Annotated in this window: 13 protein-coding genes and 1 pseudogene; 4 read left to right on the forward strand and 10 right to left on the reverse strand. The window is 68.6% G+C overall.

Annotation, left to right across the window (positions count from 1 at the left end; translation table 11 throughout):
- Positions 1-33: 33 nt before the first annotated feature.
- The 7 genes and pseudogenes from Q4V64_RS06135 to Q4V64_RS06165 all read right to left on the reverse strand — a co-directional run bounded on the left by Q4V64_RS06135 (position 34) and on the right by Q4V64_RS06165 (position 7,617).
- Entirely contained in the window at positions 34-1,239 is a 1,206-nt protein-coding gene (locus tag Q4V64_RS06135) for a VOC family protein (protein ID WP_124445810.1), read from the reverse strand.
- 10 nt (positions 1,240-1,249) lie between these two features.
- Positions 1,250-2,260 carry a fumarylacetoacetate hydrolase family protein gene (locus tag Q4V64_RS06140; RefSeq protein WP_124445811.1) on the reverse strand — a complete coding sequence of 337 codons (1,011 nt, stop codon included), beginning with the start codon at positions 2,258-2,260 and terminating at the stop codon, positions 1,250-1,252.
- Positions 2,261-2,311: 51 nt separating this feature from the next.
- On the reverse strand, positions 2,312-2,689 hold the full coding sequence (locus Q4V64_RS06145; protein ID WP_124445812.1) for a nuclear transport factor 2 family protein: 378 nt from the start codon (positions 2,687-2,689) through the stop codon (positions 2,312-2,314).
- A gap of 37 nt (positions 2,690-2,726) precedes the next feature.
- Positions 2,727-4,205 carry an aldehyde dehydrogenase gene (locus Q4V64_RS06150; RefSeq protein ID WP_124445813.1) on the reverse strand — a complete coding sequence of 493 codons (1,479 nt, stop codon included), beginning with the start codon at positions 4,203-4,205 and terminating at the stop codon, positions 2,727-2,729.
- A 169-nt stretch (positions 4,206-4,374) separates the two neighbouring features.
- Entirely contained in the window at positions 4,375-5,193 is an 819-nt protein-coding gene (locus tag Q4V64_RS06155) for a CoA ester lyase (RefSeq protein ID WP_172629648.1), read from the reverse strand.
- Positions 5,194-5,220: 27 nt separating this feature from the next.
- Positions 5,221-6,378 (reverse strand): annotated as a pseudogene (locus Q4V64_RS06160) (CaiB/BaiF CoA-transferase family protein); the annotation flags it as partial.
- A gap of 21 nt (positions 6,379-6,399) precedes the next feature.
- The gene (locus Q4V64_RS06165; RefSeq protein WP_253267577.1) at positions 6,400-7,617 is read right to left on the reverse strand and encodes an FAD-dependent monooxygenase; all 1,218 of its coding nucleotides are present in this window, start codon (positions 7,615-7,617) and stop codon (positions 6,400-6,402) included.
- 194 nt (positions 7,618-7,811) lie between these two features.
- Between Q4V64_RS06165 and Q4V64_RS06170 the strand changes: the two genes are divergently transcribed.
- Positions 7,812-8,009 (forward strand): hypothetical protein, encoded by a 198-nt coding sequence (locus Q4V64_RS06170; RefSeq protein WP_172629646.1) that lies wholly within the window; start codon positions 7,812-7,814, stop codon positions 8,007-8,009.
- Between the two features lie 130 nt (positions 8,010-8,139).
- Here the strand turns inward: Q4V64_RS06170 and Q4V64_RS06175 are convergent, their stop codons facing one another.
- Positions 8,140-10,467, reverse strand: coding sequence for a LuxR C-terminal-related transcriptional regulator (locus Q4V64_RS06175; RefSeq protein ID WP_253267578.1), 2,328 nt, complete (start codon positions 10,465-10,467; stop codon positions 8,140-8,142).
- Between the two features lie 389 nt (positions 10,468-10,856).
- Positions 10,857-11,810, reverse strand: coding sequence for a LysR family transcriptional regulator (locus Q4V64_RS06180; protein ID WP_124445817.1), 954 nt, complete (start codon positions 11,808-11,810; stop codon positions 10,857-10,859).
- Between the two features lie 431 nt (positions 11,811-12,241).
- On the opposite strand from Q4V64_RS06180, the gene Q4V64_RS06185 reads away from it, so the two are divergent.
- Entirely contained in the window at positions 12,242-13,153 is a 912-nt protein-coding gene (locus tag Q4V64_RS06185; protein WP_124445818.1) for a LysR family transcriptional regulator, read from the forward strand.
- A gap of 164 nt (positions 13,154-13,317) precedes the next feature.
- Positions 13,318-14,622, forward strand: coding sequence for an acyl-CoA dehydrogenase family protein (locus Q4V64_RS06190; protein WP_216377766.1), 1,305 nt, complete (start codon positions 13,318-13,320; stop codon positions 14,620-14,622).
- Positions 14,623-14,734: 112 nt separating this feature from the next.
- Here Q4V64_RS06190 and Q4V64_RS06195 read toward each other — a convergent pair whose 3' ends face one another.
- Entirely contained in the window at positions 14,735-15,697 is a 963-nt protein-coding gene (locus Q4V64_RS06195) for an AraC family transcriptional regulator (protein ID WP_216377767.1), read from the reverse strand.
- Between the two features lie 153 nt (positions 15,698-15,850).
- Here Q4V64_RS06195 and Q4V64_RS06200 point away from each other — a divergent pair, with 153 nt between their 5' ends.
- On the forward strand, positions 15,851-16,576 hold the full coding sequence (locus Q4V64_RS06200) for an alpha/beta hydrolase (RefSeq protein WP_124445820.1): 726 nt from the start codon (positions 15,851-15,853) through the stop codon (positions 16,574-16,576).
- Positions 16,577-16,646 lie beyond the last annotated feature (70 nt).

Here is a 16,646-nt window from a genome sequence, read left to right on the forward strand (position 1 = left end):
GCTCCTTGTCGGTGATGGCACCGAGGCAGGACGTCAGCCGAGCGGTCCCCAGAAGGTCTCGCCGCCGTAGGTGTCGGAGAGCGGCGTCAGGGTCTGTGGCCACACGCCGGCCTGGATCTTCCGGCGCTCGTCCACCGGCCGCACGCGGCCGTCCCAGCCGACCTGCTCCATGTAGTAGTACAGCTGCATCACGTGCCCGTCGGGGGCGACCGCGTGGATCACGTAGTCGATCCCCGCGTGGATCTCCTGCGGGAGGTCGATGAGCTTGACGCCCTTCTCCTCCAAGAACTCCTTCGCCGCGCGGAGTTGCTCGTAGGAACCGACCTGCACGCCGAAGGCGAGCAAGGTGCTGTCCTCCTCCGCACCGAGCACGCTGCGCAGTTCCAGTGGGAGAAGCGTCAGGCTGTGATGCTCGGTGTTCGCCCGCAGGAAGAGGACGCGGTGGCCGGCGATCGAGGACTCCTCGCTCTTCCGCAGGCCGAGACGCTCGGTGTAGAAACGCTCAGCCGCATCGAGGTCTTCGACAAAGATGCTCACCGGTCCGATCCGCACCGGCTTGAACGGCCGCGCGAGCAGGACGCCACCGACGTCGTACGTCTTCGGCAGCTCATCCACCCAGCGGTGGCCCGACGTCAGATCGACGCCGTCGGCGACGGCTTCGGCAAGCTCGGTCGACTCCGCCTTGTACGGCAGCTCGGGATGCTCGTTGAGCCACGGCCACATCACCTCGGGCTTGCTCAGGCCGTCCCAGCCGACCTGCTCGATGCCGTACTCCAGCTCGTTGGTGTGGCCCGTCGGGTCCGGGAAGTACGTGTGCCAGTTGGACCCGGGGTCGCGGCCGTAGCGTTCGATCTTCTGCCCGAGCTCGGCGAGCCAGAGCCGCGCCTCGACGACCTCCCGGAGACTGCCGACCTGCCAGGTGATCTGGTTGACCGTGATGTCGGAACGGGCCGGCGGTTCCATGTGCTCGATCCACGGGCGCGGCATGAGCACGAAGGTGTGGTGGTCGCTGTTGTGCCGGAGGAAGTAGACGTGCGTGTCGGGGAGGCCGTCGAGCCAGGGGCCCGGGTCGGTCTTCTGGAGATCGAGCTTGTCGGCCACCGCGAATCCGAGCACGTCCCGGTAGAACTTCGCCGACTCGGCGGTGTCGTCGACGCTGATGCCGAAGTGGTTGAGTCGCCGGATCTTGAAGGGGCGGTCGTACAGGACGCCGCCGACCTCGAACTTCTCCCTGGTCATGGTCGTCTCCTCAGTCGGTCGGCTTGACGACTTCGTTGCGGATGGTGCCGATCAGGGCGGAAGAGACTTCCACGACGTCACCGGGCTTGACGAACAGCGTGTCCGGGAATGACCCGTCGGGCTCCTGGCGGCTGGAGTCGACAGCGGTGCCCTTGGGCGTGCCACTGGCGATCAGGTCACCGGGCAACAGGGTCGTGTCCCTGGAGAGATGCTCGGCGAGCGCGGCGAAGGAGTGGACCATGGAACGCGTGTTGCCGCTCTGGCGCAGGTCGCCGTTGACCCGGCATTCGATGGGGATGTCCTGCGGATCGATACCGTCGTTGACGACGATCCAGGGTCCGATCGTCGCGGAGCCGTCGAAGTTCTTCGAGTACATGAAATCGGGGCCGAAGGAGACGTTGTCCCTCACCGACCAGTCGTTGAACAGGGTGTAGCCCCACACATGGGAAGCGAGGTCATCGCCCTTGATGTCGCGGCCGCCCTTGCCGATCACGACGGCCACCTCCGCCTCGTAATCCAGCCGCTGGGTGCGGGCCGGGTAGCGCAACGGATCGCCGCTCGCGGAGACGGCCCGGTGGTCCTTCACGAAGAACTTGGGTCCTCCCGCGAGGAGACGGTTGATGGTCGCCTCGGTGTCCTCGCCGTGAGAGTTCTCAGCCGCGCTCCGCATGTGGTCGGCGAAGTTGGCAAGAGCGCAAAGGATGCGGGACTGGCCCTCCATCGGGGCGTGCAGCCTCACCTCGTCAAGTCCGAACCAGAGTTGCTCCCCTGTCACCCCACGCACGTCCTGCGCCTGGTCCAGCAGGTACTCCAGTGCGGCCCGCGCACCGTCGAGGGCCCGCGCCCCCTCCTCGATGAACGCGTTGAGCCGATCGGGGACGGCTGCGGCTGCCTCAGCAAGTGGCCGGGCGGCATGCGAGGTCTCGGCCAGGTACTTCGCGTACGCGGCGTTGATGTCGACGACGGAGCCTTCGTGCACCACACCGACCCGGCGGGCGGGGCCGAATACTGCGACCTTCATTGTTCTCCTTGTGAACTGGTGGGGAAACGCCCAGTACGGCGGGGCGTCAGGTCACGCCGCATCGGGGTCGACGCCGACCTTGTCGAAGAGACGTCCGTCGGTAGGGGTGAGGCTGTAAATGGCGAGGCGCTCGATCTTCCCGTTGCGGATGGTGAAGAAGTCGGCGAGTGCCACGGCACTGCCGTTCGCGATCAGGTCGATCTCCACGGCGACGTTCTCGCCGTCGACGACAAGCAGTTTGGGGTTCGGCTTCATCGCACCGGGCGCGAGGCCGTTTTCGTACATACGCCTGATCGCGTCGGCACCGGTCAGTGTGCCGGCGGCGTTCTGGAGAACGGCGTCCGCGGCGAAGAGGTCGGCCACGGCCTGCGGATCGGCTGCGGTGACTCCGGCGAAATAGGCGTCGACGACCTCGACAGGGTCCGTCATGGTTGCGCGTCCTTTCTCGTTGTTCCTGGTGTCCGGCTCACGCCGGGAGGTACTTCGTCGAGGCGTAGACCGACTTGTACTCGAGGTAGGCGTTGATCCCCTCCGGACCGAGTTCGCGGCCGATGCCCGAGTCCTTGAATCCGCCGAACGGCGAGCCGAGATCGATCGTGTAGTAGTTGAGCCCGATCGTGCCGGTACGGACGCGGCGCGCCACGGCCAGCGCGCGGTCCTCGTCGGCGCTCCAGACGGAGCCGCCGAGACCGTAGTTGCTGTCGTTGGCGATCCGGACCGCGTCATCGTCGTCGTCGAACGGGATGAGCGCCATGACGGGACCGAACACCTCCTCGCGGGCGAGCCGGTCGGCGTTGTCCACGTCGGCGAAGACGGTGGGCTGCACGAACCATCCCCTCTCCAGGTGATCCGGCCGGCCACCTCCGGTGACGAGTCGGGCGTCCGAGTTCTTGGCGATCTCTATGTAGTCGAGGACGCGCTCCAGGTGCCCACGGGTGGCCATCGGGCCCAGCGTCACCGAGGGGTCGAGGGGGTCCCCGAGCTCGAACGCGTCCGCGAAACCCGCGACGGCGTCGACGACTTCGGCGTAGCGGGAGCGTGCGATGAGGATCCGCGACTGTGTCGTACAGGTCTGGCTGTTGTTGAGGAAGGAGGCGTTGTCCAGGCCGGCGAGGAGTGTCTCGACGTTCCCGTCCTCCAGGAAGATCGCAGCCGACTTGCCGCCCAGTTCGAGAGTGACCCGGCGGATCAGCCGTCCGCATTCCTGGCCGATGGCCCGGCCTGCCTCGGTGGACCCGGTGAAGGCGATCTTGTCGACCAGCGGGTGGGACACGAGCGCGGCGCCGGCGTCGCGGTCACCGAGCACGATGTTCAGCACGCCCGCGGGCAGCCCGGCCTCCTGGGCGGCGTCGGCGAAGACGTACGAGTCGAGTGCGGTCTCCGGCGAGGGCTTCAGCACCACCGTGCAGCCGGCGGCGAGCGCTGGTGCGATCTTGAACATGGCGAGCGCCTGCGGGAAGTTCCACGGCGTGATCGCACCGACCACGCCCACCGGTTCGCGGCGGACGATCGTCGAGCCGGCCTGGCTGGGGCGCGCTTCCTCCAGCGGAAGGGTCTCGACGACGTCGGCGTAGATCCGCAGGAGGGCGGCGGGCGCACCGCCGTTCAGCATCTGCGAGGTCCCGATCGGCATTCCGTTCTCGCGGCTGACCAGGGTCGAGGTGTCCCCGGCGCGCTTTTCGAGGGCGTCCGCGAACCTGCGCAGCACCTCGGCACGTTCGGCCGCGGTGGTACGGCCCCAAGGGCCGTCGTCCAGGGCACGCCGGGCGGCGCGGACGGCGGCGTCGATGTCCGCTTCCGTGCCCATCGCGGCCACGCCGATGCGCTCACCCGTGGCGGCCTCGATCTGCTCCTGCACGCGGTCGCCGCTCGGGTCGGCCCACTCTCCGTCGATGAAGAAGCGCTTCCGGTCGAGGTCGCTGGGGCGTCGGGTGGTGAGGGACATGGCTTCTCCTGCCTGTCACAAGACGGACATCGCCTGTAAACAAAGGATGTTGGCCGGAGCCGGAGTTGACGAGGCCGGGAATGTTCGTCGAGCGATTCATCTGATGCATGAAGGTGCGCGCAGCCCCACGAGCACCGCGTGCTGCGCCACCGGTACGCCGGTGCGAGTGTCAGCCGGCTTGCTGCAGGATGGCATTCGCCCGCGCGAGGACCGGGGCGTCCACCATGTGTCCGTCCACGCGGGCAGCGCTGCTCCCGGCGGCGGACGCGACGACGCGGCGGGCCCAGCGGACCGCTTCCTCGTCGGGCCGGAACGCGGCGTGGGTGACCGCCACCTGCTTGGGGTGGACGAGGAGCTTCGCGGTGAAGCCGATCTCCTTCGTCCTCCTCAAGTCCCCGTCAAGGACCTCGGCGTCGTCCAGCGCCGTGGTGACACCGTCGACGGGGCCTGGCAGCCCGGCTGCCCTTGATGCGAGCACGAGTGACGAGCGGGCGTGGAGCATCGCGCTCCACCCGGGGTCGGCGCCCAGGTCGAGTGCGTAGTCGAGGTGTCCGAAGGCCAGGCGGGCGACTGCTGGGGTGCGGGCGATGTCATGGATTCGGACCATGCCGTCCGCCGACTCGATCAAGGCGATCACCGGCACGCCGGCCCGCTCGGCGACAGCCGTCGACGACTGAGGCGAGTCGGTTTTCGGAAGCATGACGGCGACGAGCCCGGGGACGTCGGCGAGGGCGTCCAGGTCGCTGCCGTACAGCGGGCTCGACGGGTCGTTGATCCGTACGCACGCACGACCACCGCGCGAGAGCCACTCGACCGCTGATGCGCGCGCGCTGTCCTTGCGGTCTCCCGCGACCGCGTCCTCAAGGTCGATCACCACCAGATCGGCGCCGGAGTCGACCGCCTTGTCGAAGCGCGCCGGTTGATCGCCGGGCACGAAGAGAAACGACCTCGCCGCCTGTACTGCGTGGCCCCGATGCGTGTGCGGCATGCTGATCGCCCGCTCCTGACTGCGGCTTTCCGTGAGCCCTGCCGACGGCAGGGCTCCGAACTCGGCAAGCACGGCATCGGTGTGCTCGCCGACTTCCGGGACCCGTCCCATGACCGGCTTCGCACCCACGAAAGTCGCCGGCGGAACGAGCGCTCGTAGCGTCCCGGCCGGTGAGTCGTACTCCAGCCAGCGTCCTCGGGCCTTGAGCTGCGGATGATTCGCCAGGCCTGTCATGTCCCTCAGAAGAGCGTTCGCGATGCCCGCGGCCTCGAGCCGCTGTGCGACCTCCTCGGCAGTGCTGTGACTGAAGGACCGCTCGATCTCGGCCTGCAGCTGCGCGCTGTGCTCCACGCGCGAGGAGTTCCGGATGAATCTCGGGTCGACGGCGAGGATCGGCTCGCCGAGGATCCGGTCGCAGAACGTGGCCCACTCGCGCTCGTTCTGGAGTCCGAGGAAGACCTGCTCGCCGTCCCCGCAACGGAACGGTCCGTACGGAGCGATCGCCGCATGTCGCGCCCCGGTCCGCGCGGGTGGCGTGCCGCCGTACATGGCGTAGTTGAGCGGATAGCCCATCCACTCGGCGAGAGCCTCCAGCATCGAGATCTCGATCGTGACGCCCTCATCGGTCCGACCGCGCTGGATGAGCGCGGAGAGGATGCCGCTGTACGCGAACATGCCCGAGGCGATGTCCGCGATGGAGATGCCGACCTTCGAGGGCTCGTCCTGGGTGCCGGTGATGGAGACCAGGCCGGCCTCGCACTGGACGAGCAGGTCGTACGCCTTCTTGTCGGCATAGGGTCCGTCGCCGCCGTAGCCGGAGATCGAGACGTGGATGAGGCGCGGGTTGTCGGCCCGGAGCGCTTCGGCGCCGAGCCCGAGCCGCTCGGCCGCGCCGGGGGCGAGATTCTGGACGAAGACGTCCGCCCGGCTCACCAGAGCCGCAACGGCCGACCTGCCGTGGTCGCTCTTCAGATCGAGCGCCACCGACTCCTTCGATCGGTTGAGCCAGACGAAGTGGCTCGCCAGCCCGCGGACGGTTTCGTCGTAGCCGCGGGCGAAATCGCCGACGCCGGGACGCTCGATCTTGATCACTCGGGCTCCGAGATCAGCCAGCTGACGCGTCGCGAACGGCGCGGCGACGGCCTGTTCGAGGGAGACGACGATGAGTCCGTCGAGGGGGTTCATGCCGAATTCCTTCGTTTGTCGTCAGACACGGGTCTGGGCGGCGAGCAAGGAGGGAGTCTCCAACGTCTTGGTGAAGTACAGGCGTTCCGCGGCGAACTCGGGGTCGCGGGACATGCGCCGGAACACTTCGAGGTCCTGGTCGAGCTTGACCGGATCGGAGGAGTGGAAGAGCAGTCGCTTGTTCGCGGAGGCGCGCGGGCTCGCCTTCTCCAGGAAGGCGCGGCGACGCAGGTCGGCGTAGACGTCGAGGACACCGTCGTCGGCGCGTTGCTGGATCACTGCGCCGAGTGCCTCGTTCAGGACGTAGGAGTCGAACAGTCCCATCGTCAGGCCGAGGCCGCCGGTCGGATTGGTGGCGTGCGCCGCGTCGCCGGCAAGGAGTATCCGGCCCGCTCGGTAGGAGGACGCGCTGCGCTGATGCATTCGGTAGGGCGAGATCGCGACGAGCTCCGTGGCTTGTGCGATGTCGTCCCCGAACACGCCGGCGAGGAATTTCGGGAGCCGCTCGGCCGCGGACTCCGCGGGCAGTGCGTCATCCTCCATGTAGGTGTAGCGCCACAGCCCGTGGTCCCCCGACTCGTCGATCTTGGCGATGATCGCGCCGTAGACGTCGTCGGCGTAGAACGTCGACTGCGCCCAGCCCGGGCGGTCGTCGGGGAAGCGCACGTTCGTCGCGACGAACCGCTCGGGCCATGTCATGCCGTCGAAGCTGAGCCCGGCCTCGACGCGAACCCTGGAGCCGGCGCCGTCGGCTCCGACGAGCCAGGGGGCGCGCAGAACCTTGCCGCCGCTCTTGGTGCGGACGGTGACCTCGACGCCGTCGCGGTCCTGGGTGACCGCGGTGACCTCATGGTCCCAGAGCACGCGGGCGTTCTCGAACGTCTCCAAGTGCCGCAGGATCACTTGGGCCAGTGCTCCCTGCCCCAAGTGCAGGTTGTAGGGGTTCCGCACCTTGCCCTCGAGCGCGTGCAGTCCGTACTCGATGATCTCGCCGGTCCGACGCACCCGGTAGGCATAGTCCTGCTTCAGGAATCCGGACCGGATCGCGCCGTCGAGGAGACCCAGACGAGCCAGGCCGTCGAGTGTGGCCCAGTGGTAGACCATCGCCCGTGGCGCGTCCTGCAAGGCCGGTGCTCGTTCGATCACGGTGACGACGACGCCCTGCTGCGCCAGGCCGAGTGCGTTCAGGAGTCCGGTCGGCCCGGCCCCTGCCACGATCACCTGTTGTTCCTCTGCCACCTGTCCTCCAGCTCTGGAAGCCACCGGTCGATACGGACCGCGAGCCACGAGTCACCTTGCTGGAGAGGCAACCATTGGTCCAATGTTGCTGATTTGGTGCTTCGATGCACTCCGCGCATGGATCTGCGGAGCATCAGGTACTTCCTCGCCGTTGCGGACGCCGGATCCATCACGGAGGCGGCGAAGGCACTCGGTTGCCGCGGGGCGACAGCCTGACACCGGCCGGTCGTTACCTTCAGGCCGCTGGCCGGCGGCTCATCGCCGAGGAGCAGCGGCTGTCCGCGACCATGCGGGCTTGCCTCTGGGCCAGGCGGGACGGGATCGTGACACCCGTCACCGAGAGGTTCGCCGGGCTCTTCGGAGCGGACGAGACCGGCGAGTGGGCCGGCTGAGCCGTCTCTTCGCCCTTCAGGACGCTGCGCCGAGCAGGTCGGCCATGAGGGCGCGCGTCTGTCTGCGCGGTCTCTCATGCACCTGAGGTACGCGATCCCGCACCGCGGCCCCGTCGGCCGACCCGAAGCGTCACCCCTCGCCCCCGAGCGCCTGAGCCGCCCATACGCCTGCTTCCGTGCGCGAGCGGAAGCCGAGCTTGCGAAGAATGTGTTCGACGTGGACCTCGACCGTTCTCGGGGAGAGCACAAGCTTTGCGGCAATGGCACGATTGCTGAGGCCCTCCGCCAGTAGTGACGCGACCTCCCTCTCCCTTCGAGTGAGCAGGTCGGACTCGGCCACTGCGCCTGCTCGGTCCTCCGGTGCCGGGTCGGCACTGCCGAGTGCCAGGCTCATGCGCCGGCCCGGCTCCAGGCGCCGCCCGGTCTCGTGGATGCGTTGGAACGCACTTTCCCCGAGCCGGTCGCGTACGGCGCGCTCGATGGCTCCGTAACGGGAGGCCAGCACGGGCCCGAACGCCTTGAGTCCAGTGTCGAGCAGGGTCCACAGCGCCGCGACGACCCCCAGTAGTTCTGCCGCCCTCTCGGGGTCGCGGTTGTCCAGGGCTATGCCGGCCATCAGGTTGATGACGAACGCCGTGCCGAGGTCGTCCCGGAAGTCGTGTTTGAGCTCGAGGCTCTGTTTGGCCAGCTCACTCGCGACGTCCAAGGACTGACGCGTCCAGGCGTCGAACGCCAGCACCCACAGAGCGTAGGAGCGCACCCACGTCTCGCCCAGGCTCTCACTGTGGCGGACGACTTCCCGGCAGGCGTCCGACGCCCCCTGATGGTCTCCCAGCGCACTTTTGACCATCCCGAGCAGGAACAGGGTTGTCAGCTGCCCTTCCGTGTCCGACAGCTCCGTGTGACCTCTGTATGCCGCCTCCAAGGCTTCCTGGGCGGCCTCGAGATCCCCTGCGGTCAGGGCGGTTTGACCTCTCCATGTGGCTGTGTGCGCAGCCAGTCTCGGGTCCTTGGTCGAGCGCGCGATCTCGTCGGCCTCTCGCAGGAAACCTTGGGCCCTGGGCAGTTCCCCGTGCATTGCCATGACCGCCGCTGCTACCCAGAGCGCGTTGCCGCGTTCGACGGATTCGGCCGTGTCCACGGCGAGTGCCCTCTCCAGCCAACGTCGGCCCTCACGGAGATGGCCGGTGATCCAGTAGAAGCGAAGGCTTGATGCGAGCTCCAACATGTCACGGGAGCGACCCGGGTCCCGGGAGAGACCGTTGAAGGCCAGCTCGAGGTTACTGAAATCGGATTCCACCCGCTGTATGGCATCGGCCTGGCCGGGACCGAAGAAGCTTCTCGCGGTGTGCGTCGTCCACGCCCGGTAGTACTCCACGTGCGCACTCCGAGCGTGGACGAAGTCCTCACTCCCTCGGGCGCGCTCCAGAGCGAAGTCCCGCAGCGTCTCAAGGAGCCGGTAGCGCATGACTCCCCGCGTCAGCTCAGGGAGGAGGATCGACTTGGAGACCAAGCCGTCGAGCGCGTCGAGGAGCCCCGCGCCTTCCAGGGGCGGAAACCCGCCCACAGCTTGGATCGCCGCAAGATCGGGGCTGCCGCTGAAAGCGGCCAGCCTCGCCCAGAGCAACTGCTCGTCCCGGGAGCAGAGGTCGTAGCTCCACCGCACCAGCGCGTCGAGCGAGCGGTGGTGCGGCGTCGCGGTGGGATCGCCCCGATTCAGGAGCGCGAATCGGTCGTTGATGCGGTCCAGCAGCTCCTTGACCGGCAGGGACCGCAGTCGCGCGGCGGCGAGCTCGATGGCCAGCGGCATCCCGTCCAGGCGAGCGACCAGTTTCGCGACTGCGGACGTCTCGTGCTCGGTGATCTCGAACTGATCGTTGACAGCCTTGGCGCGGGCTTCGAGCATGGCAACGGCCGGATACTCGCGCAGCTCGCCCAGGGTGACGTCCCGCTCTTGCGGAGGAACGGGCAGGGGGCGGACGACGATCACACGCTCATCCCTGATCCTCAGCGGCTCTCTGCTGGTGGTCAGTACCCGCAGCTCACCGGAGGCGGCGAGGAGTGTGGACACGAGGCGCCGGCATCCGGGGAGGACGTGCTCGCAGTTGTCCAGGACCAGGAGCATCGAGCGGCCCGCCACATGACGGCGGAGTTGTTCCTCGGCGTCCATGGTCGGTACGGCACTCAGCCCGAGGTTCGTCGCCACCGTTTCGGCGATGGTGTCCGAGCTCCGTTGAGCACCCAGCTCGACGAACCACGTCCCGCCTTTGAAAGCTCGTTCGAGTGTGGTCGCCATCGCGGCGGCCAACGAGGTCTTGCCCACCCCGCCGGGACCGGTGAGCGTCACTAGGCGGTGGGAAGAGAACAGCTCGCGGGCAGCGGCCACCTCACGCTCACGTCCGAACAGATCGGCCGAAGGGGATGTCGGCGATCGAAAGGTGGCTGCGTGCCTGCTCATAAGGGTCATTCTGTGCCGACGTCCCGCACAGGCAAACCCGTCTGCACGCACCGACGGCCGCCTGCCCCTCTGCCGGTCGGGCGGGACGCTAGTGCCCCGACAGGCAACGTTCGCCCCGTCGCGACGCCCGGCACGCTCCCCCACTGCCCTAAAGGCGTGGGAGGTGCCCCCACTCGCCGCACCGGCCGAAAGCCCAAGTACGTCCGGTCCATCCGACGGAGCCTTCCGGCCGGCACTCCCCCAGAGGGGGGACCCCCAGAGCACGCACCGGCTGCGGTCTTTGGCCGCTGCGCGGCGGGCGCTCCTCAACGGGCAAACGTTGCCTGCCGGGGCACTAGCGTGCCCGCGGCCACTCATGCCGACGACGGGGTCCGGCCCGGCCGGTTCGATCAGGGGGTCCCGGCTGCCGTAAGCGCTTCCCTCACGGTTTCTTCGCCTGCAGATCGTCCTGACTGCGATGGAGGCGTCGAGCCCCTCGCGACGAACTTCAGAAAGCGCCGCGCGGCCAGGCCGCTCGGCCCGCACCGCCGGGTGACCGCGCCGTAGTGCCGGAAGGCGGTCGGGTCGCTGAACGGGATGCCGCGGATCACGGACCCCTGAGTGTGCCCCGGTGTCGGTGCGGGCACGACAGCCACACCCATACCCGCCGCCACCAGAGCGTGGAGGGTGGAGAGCTCGGTCACCTCGATCTCGACACGAGGACTGAACCCCGCATCACGGCACAGGCGGTCCGTGACGTGCCGCAGACCGAACCCGGCCCTGAGTGCGACCATCGGCTCGTGCGCCAGGTCGGCGATCGCCACATGATCGCGGCCCTCGAACGCATGGCCCGGCGGAATACCGAGGCACAGCGGCTCGCGCCCGAGCGGGATCCACTCCAGATCGTCCGCGACCGGTTCGGGAGCCACGAAGCCGATGTCGACGCTCCCTTGACGTACATCGTCGATCACGGCGTCACAGGCACCACCGCGCAGCTCGAAGGACGTGCTCGGGGCGAGCTCGCGATAGCGGTGCAAGAGGTCTGGCACCAGCCATCCACCGAACGAGTGCACGAATCCGAGCGAGACCGAGCCTCGCTCCGGATCGACCAGAGTGACGATCCGCTCCTCGCCCCGGTCGAGCTCGCTCATGGCCCGTAGAGCGTGGGCCTGGAAGATCTCCCCGTACTTGTTGAGTCGCAGCCCGCTGTGATGACGGTCGAAAAGCTTCACGCCCAGCTTGCGCTCGAGCCGGGCCAGGGCTCGCGACAGCGTGGGCTGGCTGACGTTCAAACACAGCGAGGCCTCCGTCATGTGCTCGGTCTCGGCGAGGGTCGTGAACCACTCGAGCTCGCGCAGTTCCATGGTCACTCCCCGTTCCCGACACATCGGGCCGCCCACGGCAGTCCCGCGGGCAACGTCGGGCGAAGGAAACGGCGATGACGAAGCGCACCCGGTTTCCCACGGCTTTCGGCGTCCCGACCGAGCATCGTGGTCACCTCTTTTCCGCATGAGGGCCGGTAGATGAAGCTCCACCCTCCGCCTTCCGCCTGGCTCCCGCATTGGGACGAACACGTATCCGCTACGTAGTTCCGGGGCCTACGTGTACTGCGGCGCCGGCGCGCGCCCGGTGCCGGCCAGGATGCGGGGCATCCGCGGCACCGTGTCGTTCAGCCTCCGCCCGTACTCCCCGTACATCAAATACAGCCTGTTGAGCCCATCGATGCATCGTGGCTATCGGTCGACCGCCGACGGCCTCTCGTCCGGCTCAATGCATCCGCCGTATGATCCGGCCCATGGAACTCCGCGAGCTCGGTTGGTTCGTCACCCTGGCGGAGACCGAGCACGTGACGATCGCGGCCGCGCGTCTGCACATCAGCCAGCCGACCCTGTCGAGGGCCCTGGCGCGGCTCGAGCGCAAGCTCGGTGTCCAGCTCTTCGACCGGCAGCAGAACCGGCTGCACCTCAACAAGTACGGCGAGCTCTTCCGGGCCCATGCCGTGCGGGCGATGAACGAGATCGCGCAGGGCGAGGAGCGGATCACCACTCTCGTCGACCCGGAGCGAGGGGTGGTGTCGCTCGGATTCGTCCACTCCTTCGGCGGGTGGCTGGTACCGGAGTTGCTGACCCTCTATCGCGACATCGCCCCGAGCACGTCCTTCGAACTCAGCGGCGGTGCCGCTGACGCCGTCGTCGACGACGTGCGCAAGGGCCGTGTCGACATCGGCTTCGTCGCCCCCCGACCGGTCGCCGATGATGTCGAGTGGGTCCCGCTCGGGCGTGAAGTGCTGTGCCTGGGCGTGCCGCCGGGGCACGAGTTCGAGGGGCGCGGCCAGATCGCCGTCGCCGACCTCGCCGACGAGCCCATGGTGGCGCTCAAGGTCGGATACGGGCTGCGGCACGTCACGGACCGGCTGTTCCGGGAGGCCGGCCTCACCCCGCGGATCAAGATCGAGGTGACCGAACTCTCCACGCTCCGTGCGCTGGTGTCCGCCGGAATGGGAGTCGGCCTGGTGCCGGCCCCGCAACCCGGTCACGTCTCCACGACGCGGAGCATCCCGCTCAGCGATGAGGGTGCGTTCCGGTCCTACGGCGCGGTGGCGCGCCAGTACGGCCCGAGCGGCCGCGCCGCTCGGCGCTTCCTGAGGTTCGTGGCGAGCAGGGCGGTCCCTCAGCCTCCGGCCGGTCCGGAACGTTTCGCGGACTGACGCACCGCCAACCGCCGAAGTGGGAGTCGATCGGCGTCATGCATACGGTGCATGGTCCCGGTGAATTTCCTGCTCATTGCGCCCCTCTTCCCGGACTCTCCAAGCTGGGCGGAGTCAGCGACATCAACGCCGATGTTCGTTGACCGTGACCAAGGAGGTCTCACGTGACACAGTCATCGCTCGCTCCGATCACTGACATATCGACCCCTGACGCCAAGGTCGTCGCCCGCGCGACGGAGCTCGTCCCCCTCGTCCGCGAGCACGCCGCGCAGGGCGCCGAGGCCCGGCGCGTGGTGCCCGAGGTGGTGCGGGCGCTGGAGGACGCCGGGCTGTTCCACCTGCTCGTCTCCCAGCGCTGGGGCGGCACCAATGCGAGCATCCGCACCGCGGTCGACGTCGTCGCCGAGGTCGCCCGTGGTGACGGGTCCACGGGATGGCTCACCACTTTGTTGATGAACGGCACAGGGTTCGCCTCGACGTTCTCGGACCAGGCGCAGCAGGAGGTCTTCGGAGCGAACCCGCGGGCCAAGGTGTGCGGCGTCTTCGCGGCAGGCAGCAAGTCGGAGCGCGTCGATGGCGGGTACGTCGTCAGCGGCCGCTGGCCGTACTCCTCCGGCTCGTTCGTGGCGGACTGGGCGATCCTGGGAATGCTGCTCGAGGGCGACGATCCGCTGGGCGCCGCCCTCATGGCCGGTGGCGGTGCCGCCGGTGAACGCCACCTTCCGTACCAGCGGGTGGCTGCACAGCGCGGCCCCGACGTCGCCCTCGCCGTGGACCACGTTGAGCACCCCGGGCGGCAGGGTGTCCGCGATCTTGTGCAGCAGAAGCGTCAGAGCGGCCGGGGCGAACGGCGACGGCTTGAGCACGAGCGTGTTACCAGTGGCCAGCGCGGGCGCGAGCTTCCCCATCGTCAGGACCACGGGCATGTTCCACGGCACGATCGCCGCCGCGACACCCCGGGGGACCTTCTCCACGCTGATGAAGCTCTGCTCGTCGTCGAACTGGACGGGACGAAGGAATTCCTCGACCAGGCTCGCCGCGTGCTGGAGCACTCCGGTGCCCAGGGCGAAGTCGGTCTGCGCCTCCCCGAGCACACCGCCGTGCTCGCGCACGAGCAACGGGGCGAGTTCCTCGCCGCTGCCCGCGACGAGTTCCGCGGCGGCCAGCAGTTTCTGGACACGCTCGGCGACGGGCGTGTCACGCCAGCCCGGGAACGCCCTGTGCGCGGCGTGCACCGCGCGGTCCACGTCCTCCGCCGTACCGACGGCCACGCGGGCGACGACCTCGTCGAGTCGCCCCGGATCGTACGCGTTCCGGTGATCGGCGGCCGACAATCGTCCGTCGATCAGTGCCCGATCTGCGGCACGGTGCTCTGGGTCGTCATGCGGAGCCCCTCTCGGTGCGGAACAACGTTGTTCGCCACGCTGCCGGGCTGGCCACACACGGTGAGAAATGTGGACGGACGATGACGTCGTAAGAGAGCGCGGCACGTCGATGCTGGTGAGGGACGGAGGCCACGTCAAAGCCGTCTTTCATTCAACGGAATTTGAAGGCGGCCTCGCCCGCCGGGGCCATGACGGCTCAGGTCCGCAGCGTGGTCGACGGCAGCTGACCGTAGCGGCTCCGGTAGTCGCGGGCGAAACGGCCCAGGTTGCCGAAGCCCCACTGGTAGGCGATCTGCGCCACGTTCGTTCCGCTGTGCGGGTCGGCCTGCGCGAGCGCCTCGTGCGCGCGTGCCATCCGGACGTCGCGGACGAACTCCATCGGCGTCATGTCCAGATGCCTTCGGAACCCCTCCTGAAGGGTGCGCGGGCTCAAGGAGGCCGCCGCCGCCAGCACCGCCACCGAGAGCTCGGCCTCGGGTTCCCGCTCCACGAGTTCCATCACCTTGCGAAGTCCTCGCGGCAGGACGCTGCCGGGCCGGCCTCCTTCGTCGGCGTCGACCACGGGGTGGGTGCCCACGAGCGCCGCGGCCAGCATCCGGATGAGCTGCGACGTCAGCAGCGAGGAACGGGTGAACTGACCCTGTTCGGTCGCCTCGTGCCGGAGCAGGGCGACGACGGCGAGCCAGCTGCGGGCGCCCGCCGGCGTCAACGGTCCTCCCAGTCCGAACCTGACGGTACTGCCGGACGCCAGGCCGGCCGACTCCCCGGCCTCGTCCACGAGGTGACGGGGCAGCCTGACGGTCTGCAGTCGGCAGCCCGCCTCCCAGCTCAGGGAGAACGGGCGGTACGGGTCGATGGCCACCGAGTCGCCGACGGTCAGCGTCCGCTCCGTCCGCCCCGACCTGATCGTCAGGGCACCGCGCAGGGGCGTGGAGACCAGGACCCAGTTCCCCAGCGGGGTCGGTTCGACCTCGACGTCGGCGCCGTAGGACAGCTGGTGCACAGCGACCTCACCGAGGAGGGCCTCCGTCTGCACGGCATGGAAGTCCACCGGCCGGCGGGTCACGGTGAGCTCGTGCGGGCAGTAGCTGGCCGCGACGCGCGTCTGCGCCTCAGCGAGATCACGCGTGTCGAGGAGCGTCCGTGCCCGAGTGGTCATCCGCATCTCTTCTCACCCGCGTCCTGCGGCCAGTGTCCGCGTATCCGGGCTGGAGCACCAGATCGTGCCGTTCCACAGTGGCGGGACATGACAGCGCGACCGGTCCGCGGCACCGCGGACCCGAGGGGCTCGCGCACGAGGAGAGGAGCTGCCATGACCACCTTCGTCCTGGTTCACGGATCCTGGCACGACGGCGCACTGTGGAAGCCGGTGATCGACAGGCTCGAGGAGCTGGGCCACACCGCGTACGGCCCGACGATCGCGGGACACGGAAAGGGCGTCGACAAGGCGGTGGACCACGACGACTGCGTGGCCTCGATCGTCGACTTCGTCAAGGGCGAGGGCCTCAGCGACATCGTCCTGCTCGGCCATTCCTTCGGCGGCACCGTGATCGCCAGGGTCGCGGAGGAGATTCCCGAGCTGATCGGCAGACTGATCTTCTGGAACGCGTTCGTGCCCCAGCCGGGCAACTGCCTGCTCGACGAGGTTCCCCCGCACTACCGCGCCCTGTTCACGCAGCTGGCGGCTGCGTCCGACGACAACACCGTGACGATGCCGTTCCCGATCTGGCGCGAGGCCTTCATCCAGGACGTCGATCTCGACACCGCCAGGAGCACGTACGAGCAGCTGTCGTCGGAGCCGTTCCAGCCGTTCGTGGACAAGCTCGATCTGACCCGGTTCTACGCCCTCGAGACGCCGAGGTCCTACCTGAACGGCACCGAGGACATCGCCCTCCCGCCCGGGGAGTGGGCCTGGCACCCGCGCATGTCCAGCCGCCTCGGGATGTACCGGCTGGTCCAGATACCCGGCAGCCACGAGGTGATGCTCAGCAACCCGGCCCTTCTCGCCGAGAAGATCGTCGAGGCCGGACGGCCGTGATCCACGGCCTCCGGCGCGCGCCGGAGGCCTGCCGGGTGCGGGTGCGGATGGGACAGGGGCGGTCGGCGAC

It is taken from the genome of Streptomyces sp. NL15-2K, assembly GCF_030551255.1.
In the GTDB taxonomy this organism is placed as follows: domain Bacteria; phylum Actinomycetota; class Actinomycetes; order Streptomycetales; family Streptomycetaceae; genus Streptomyces.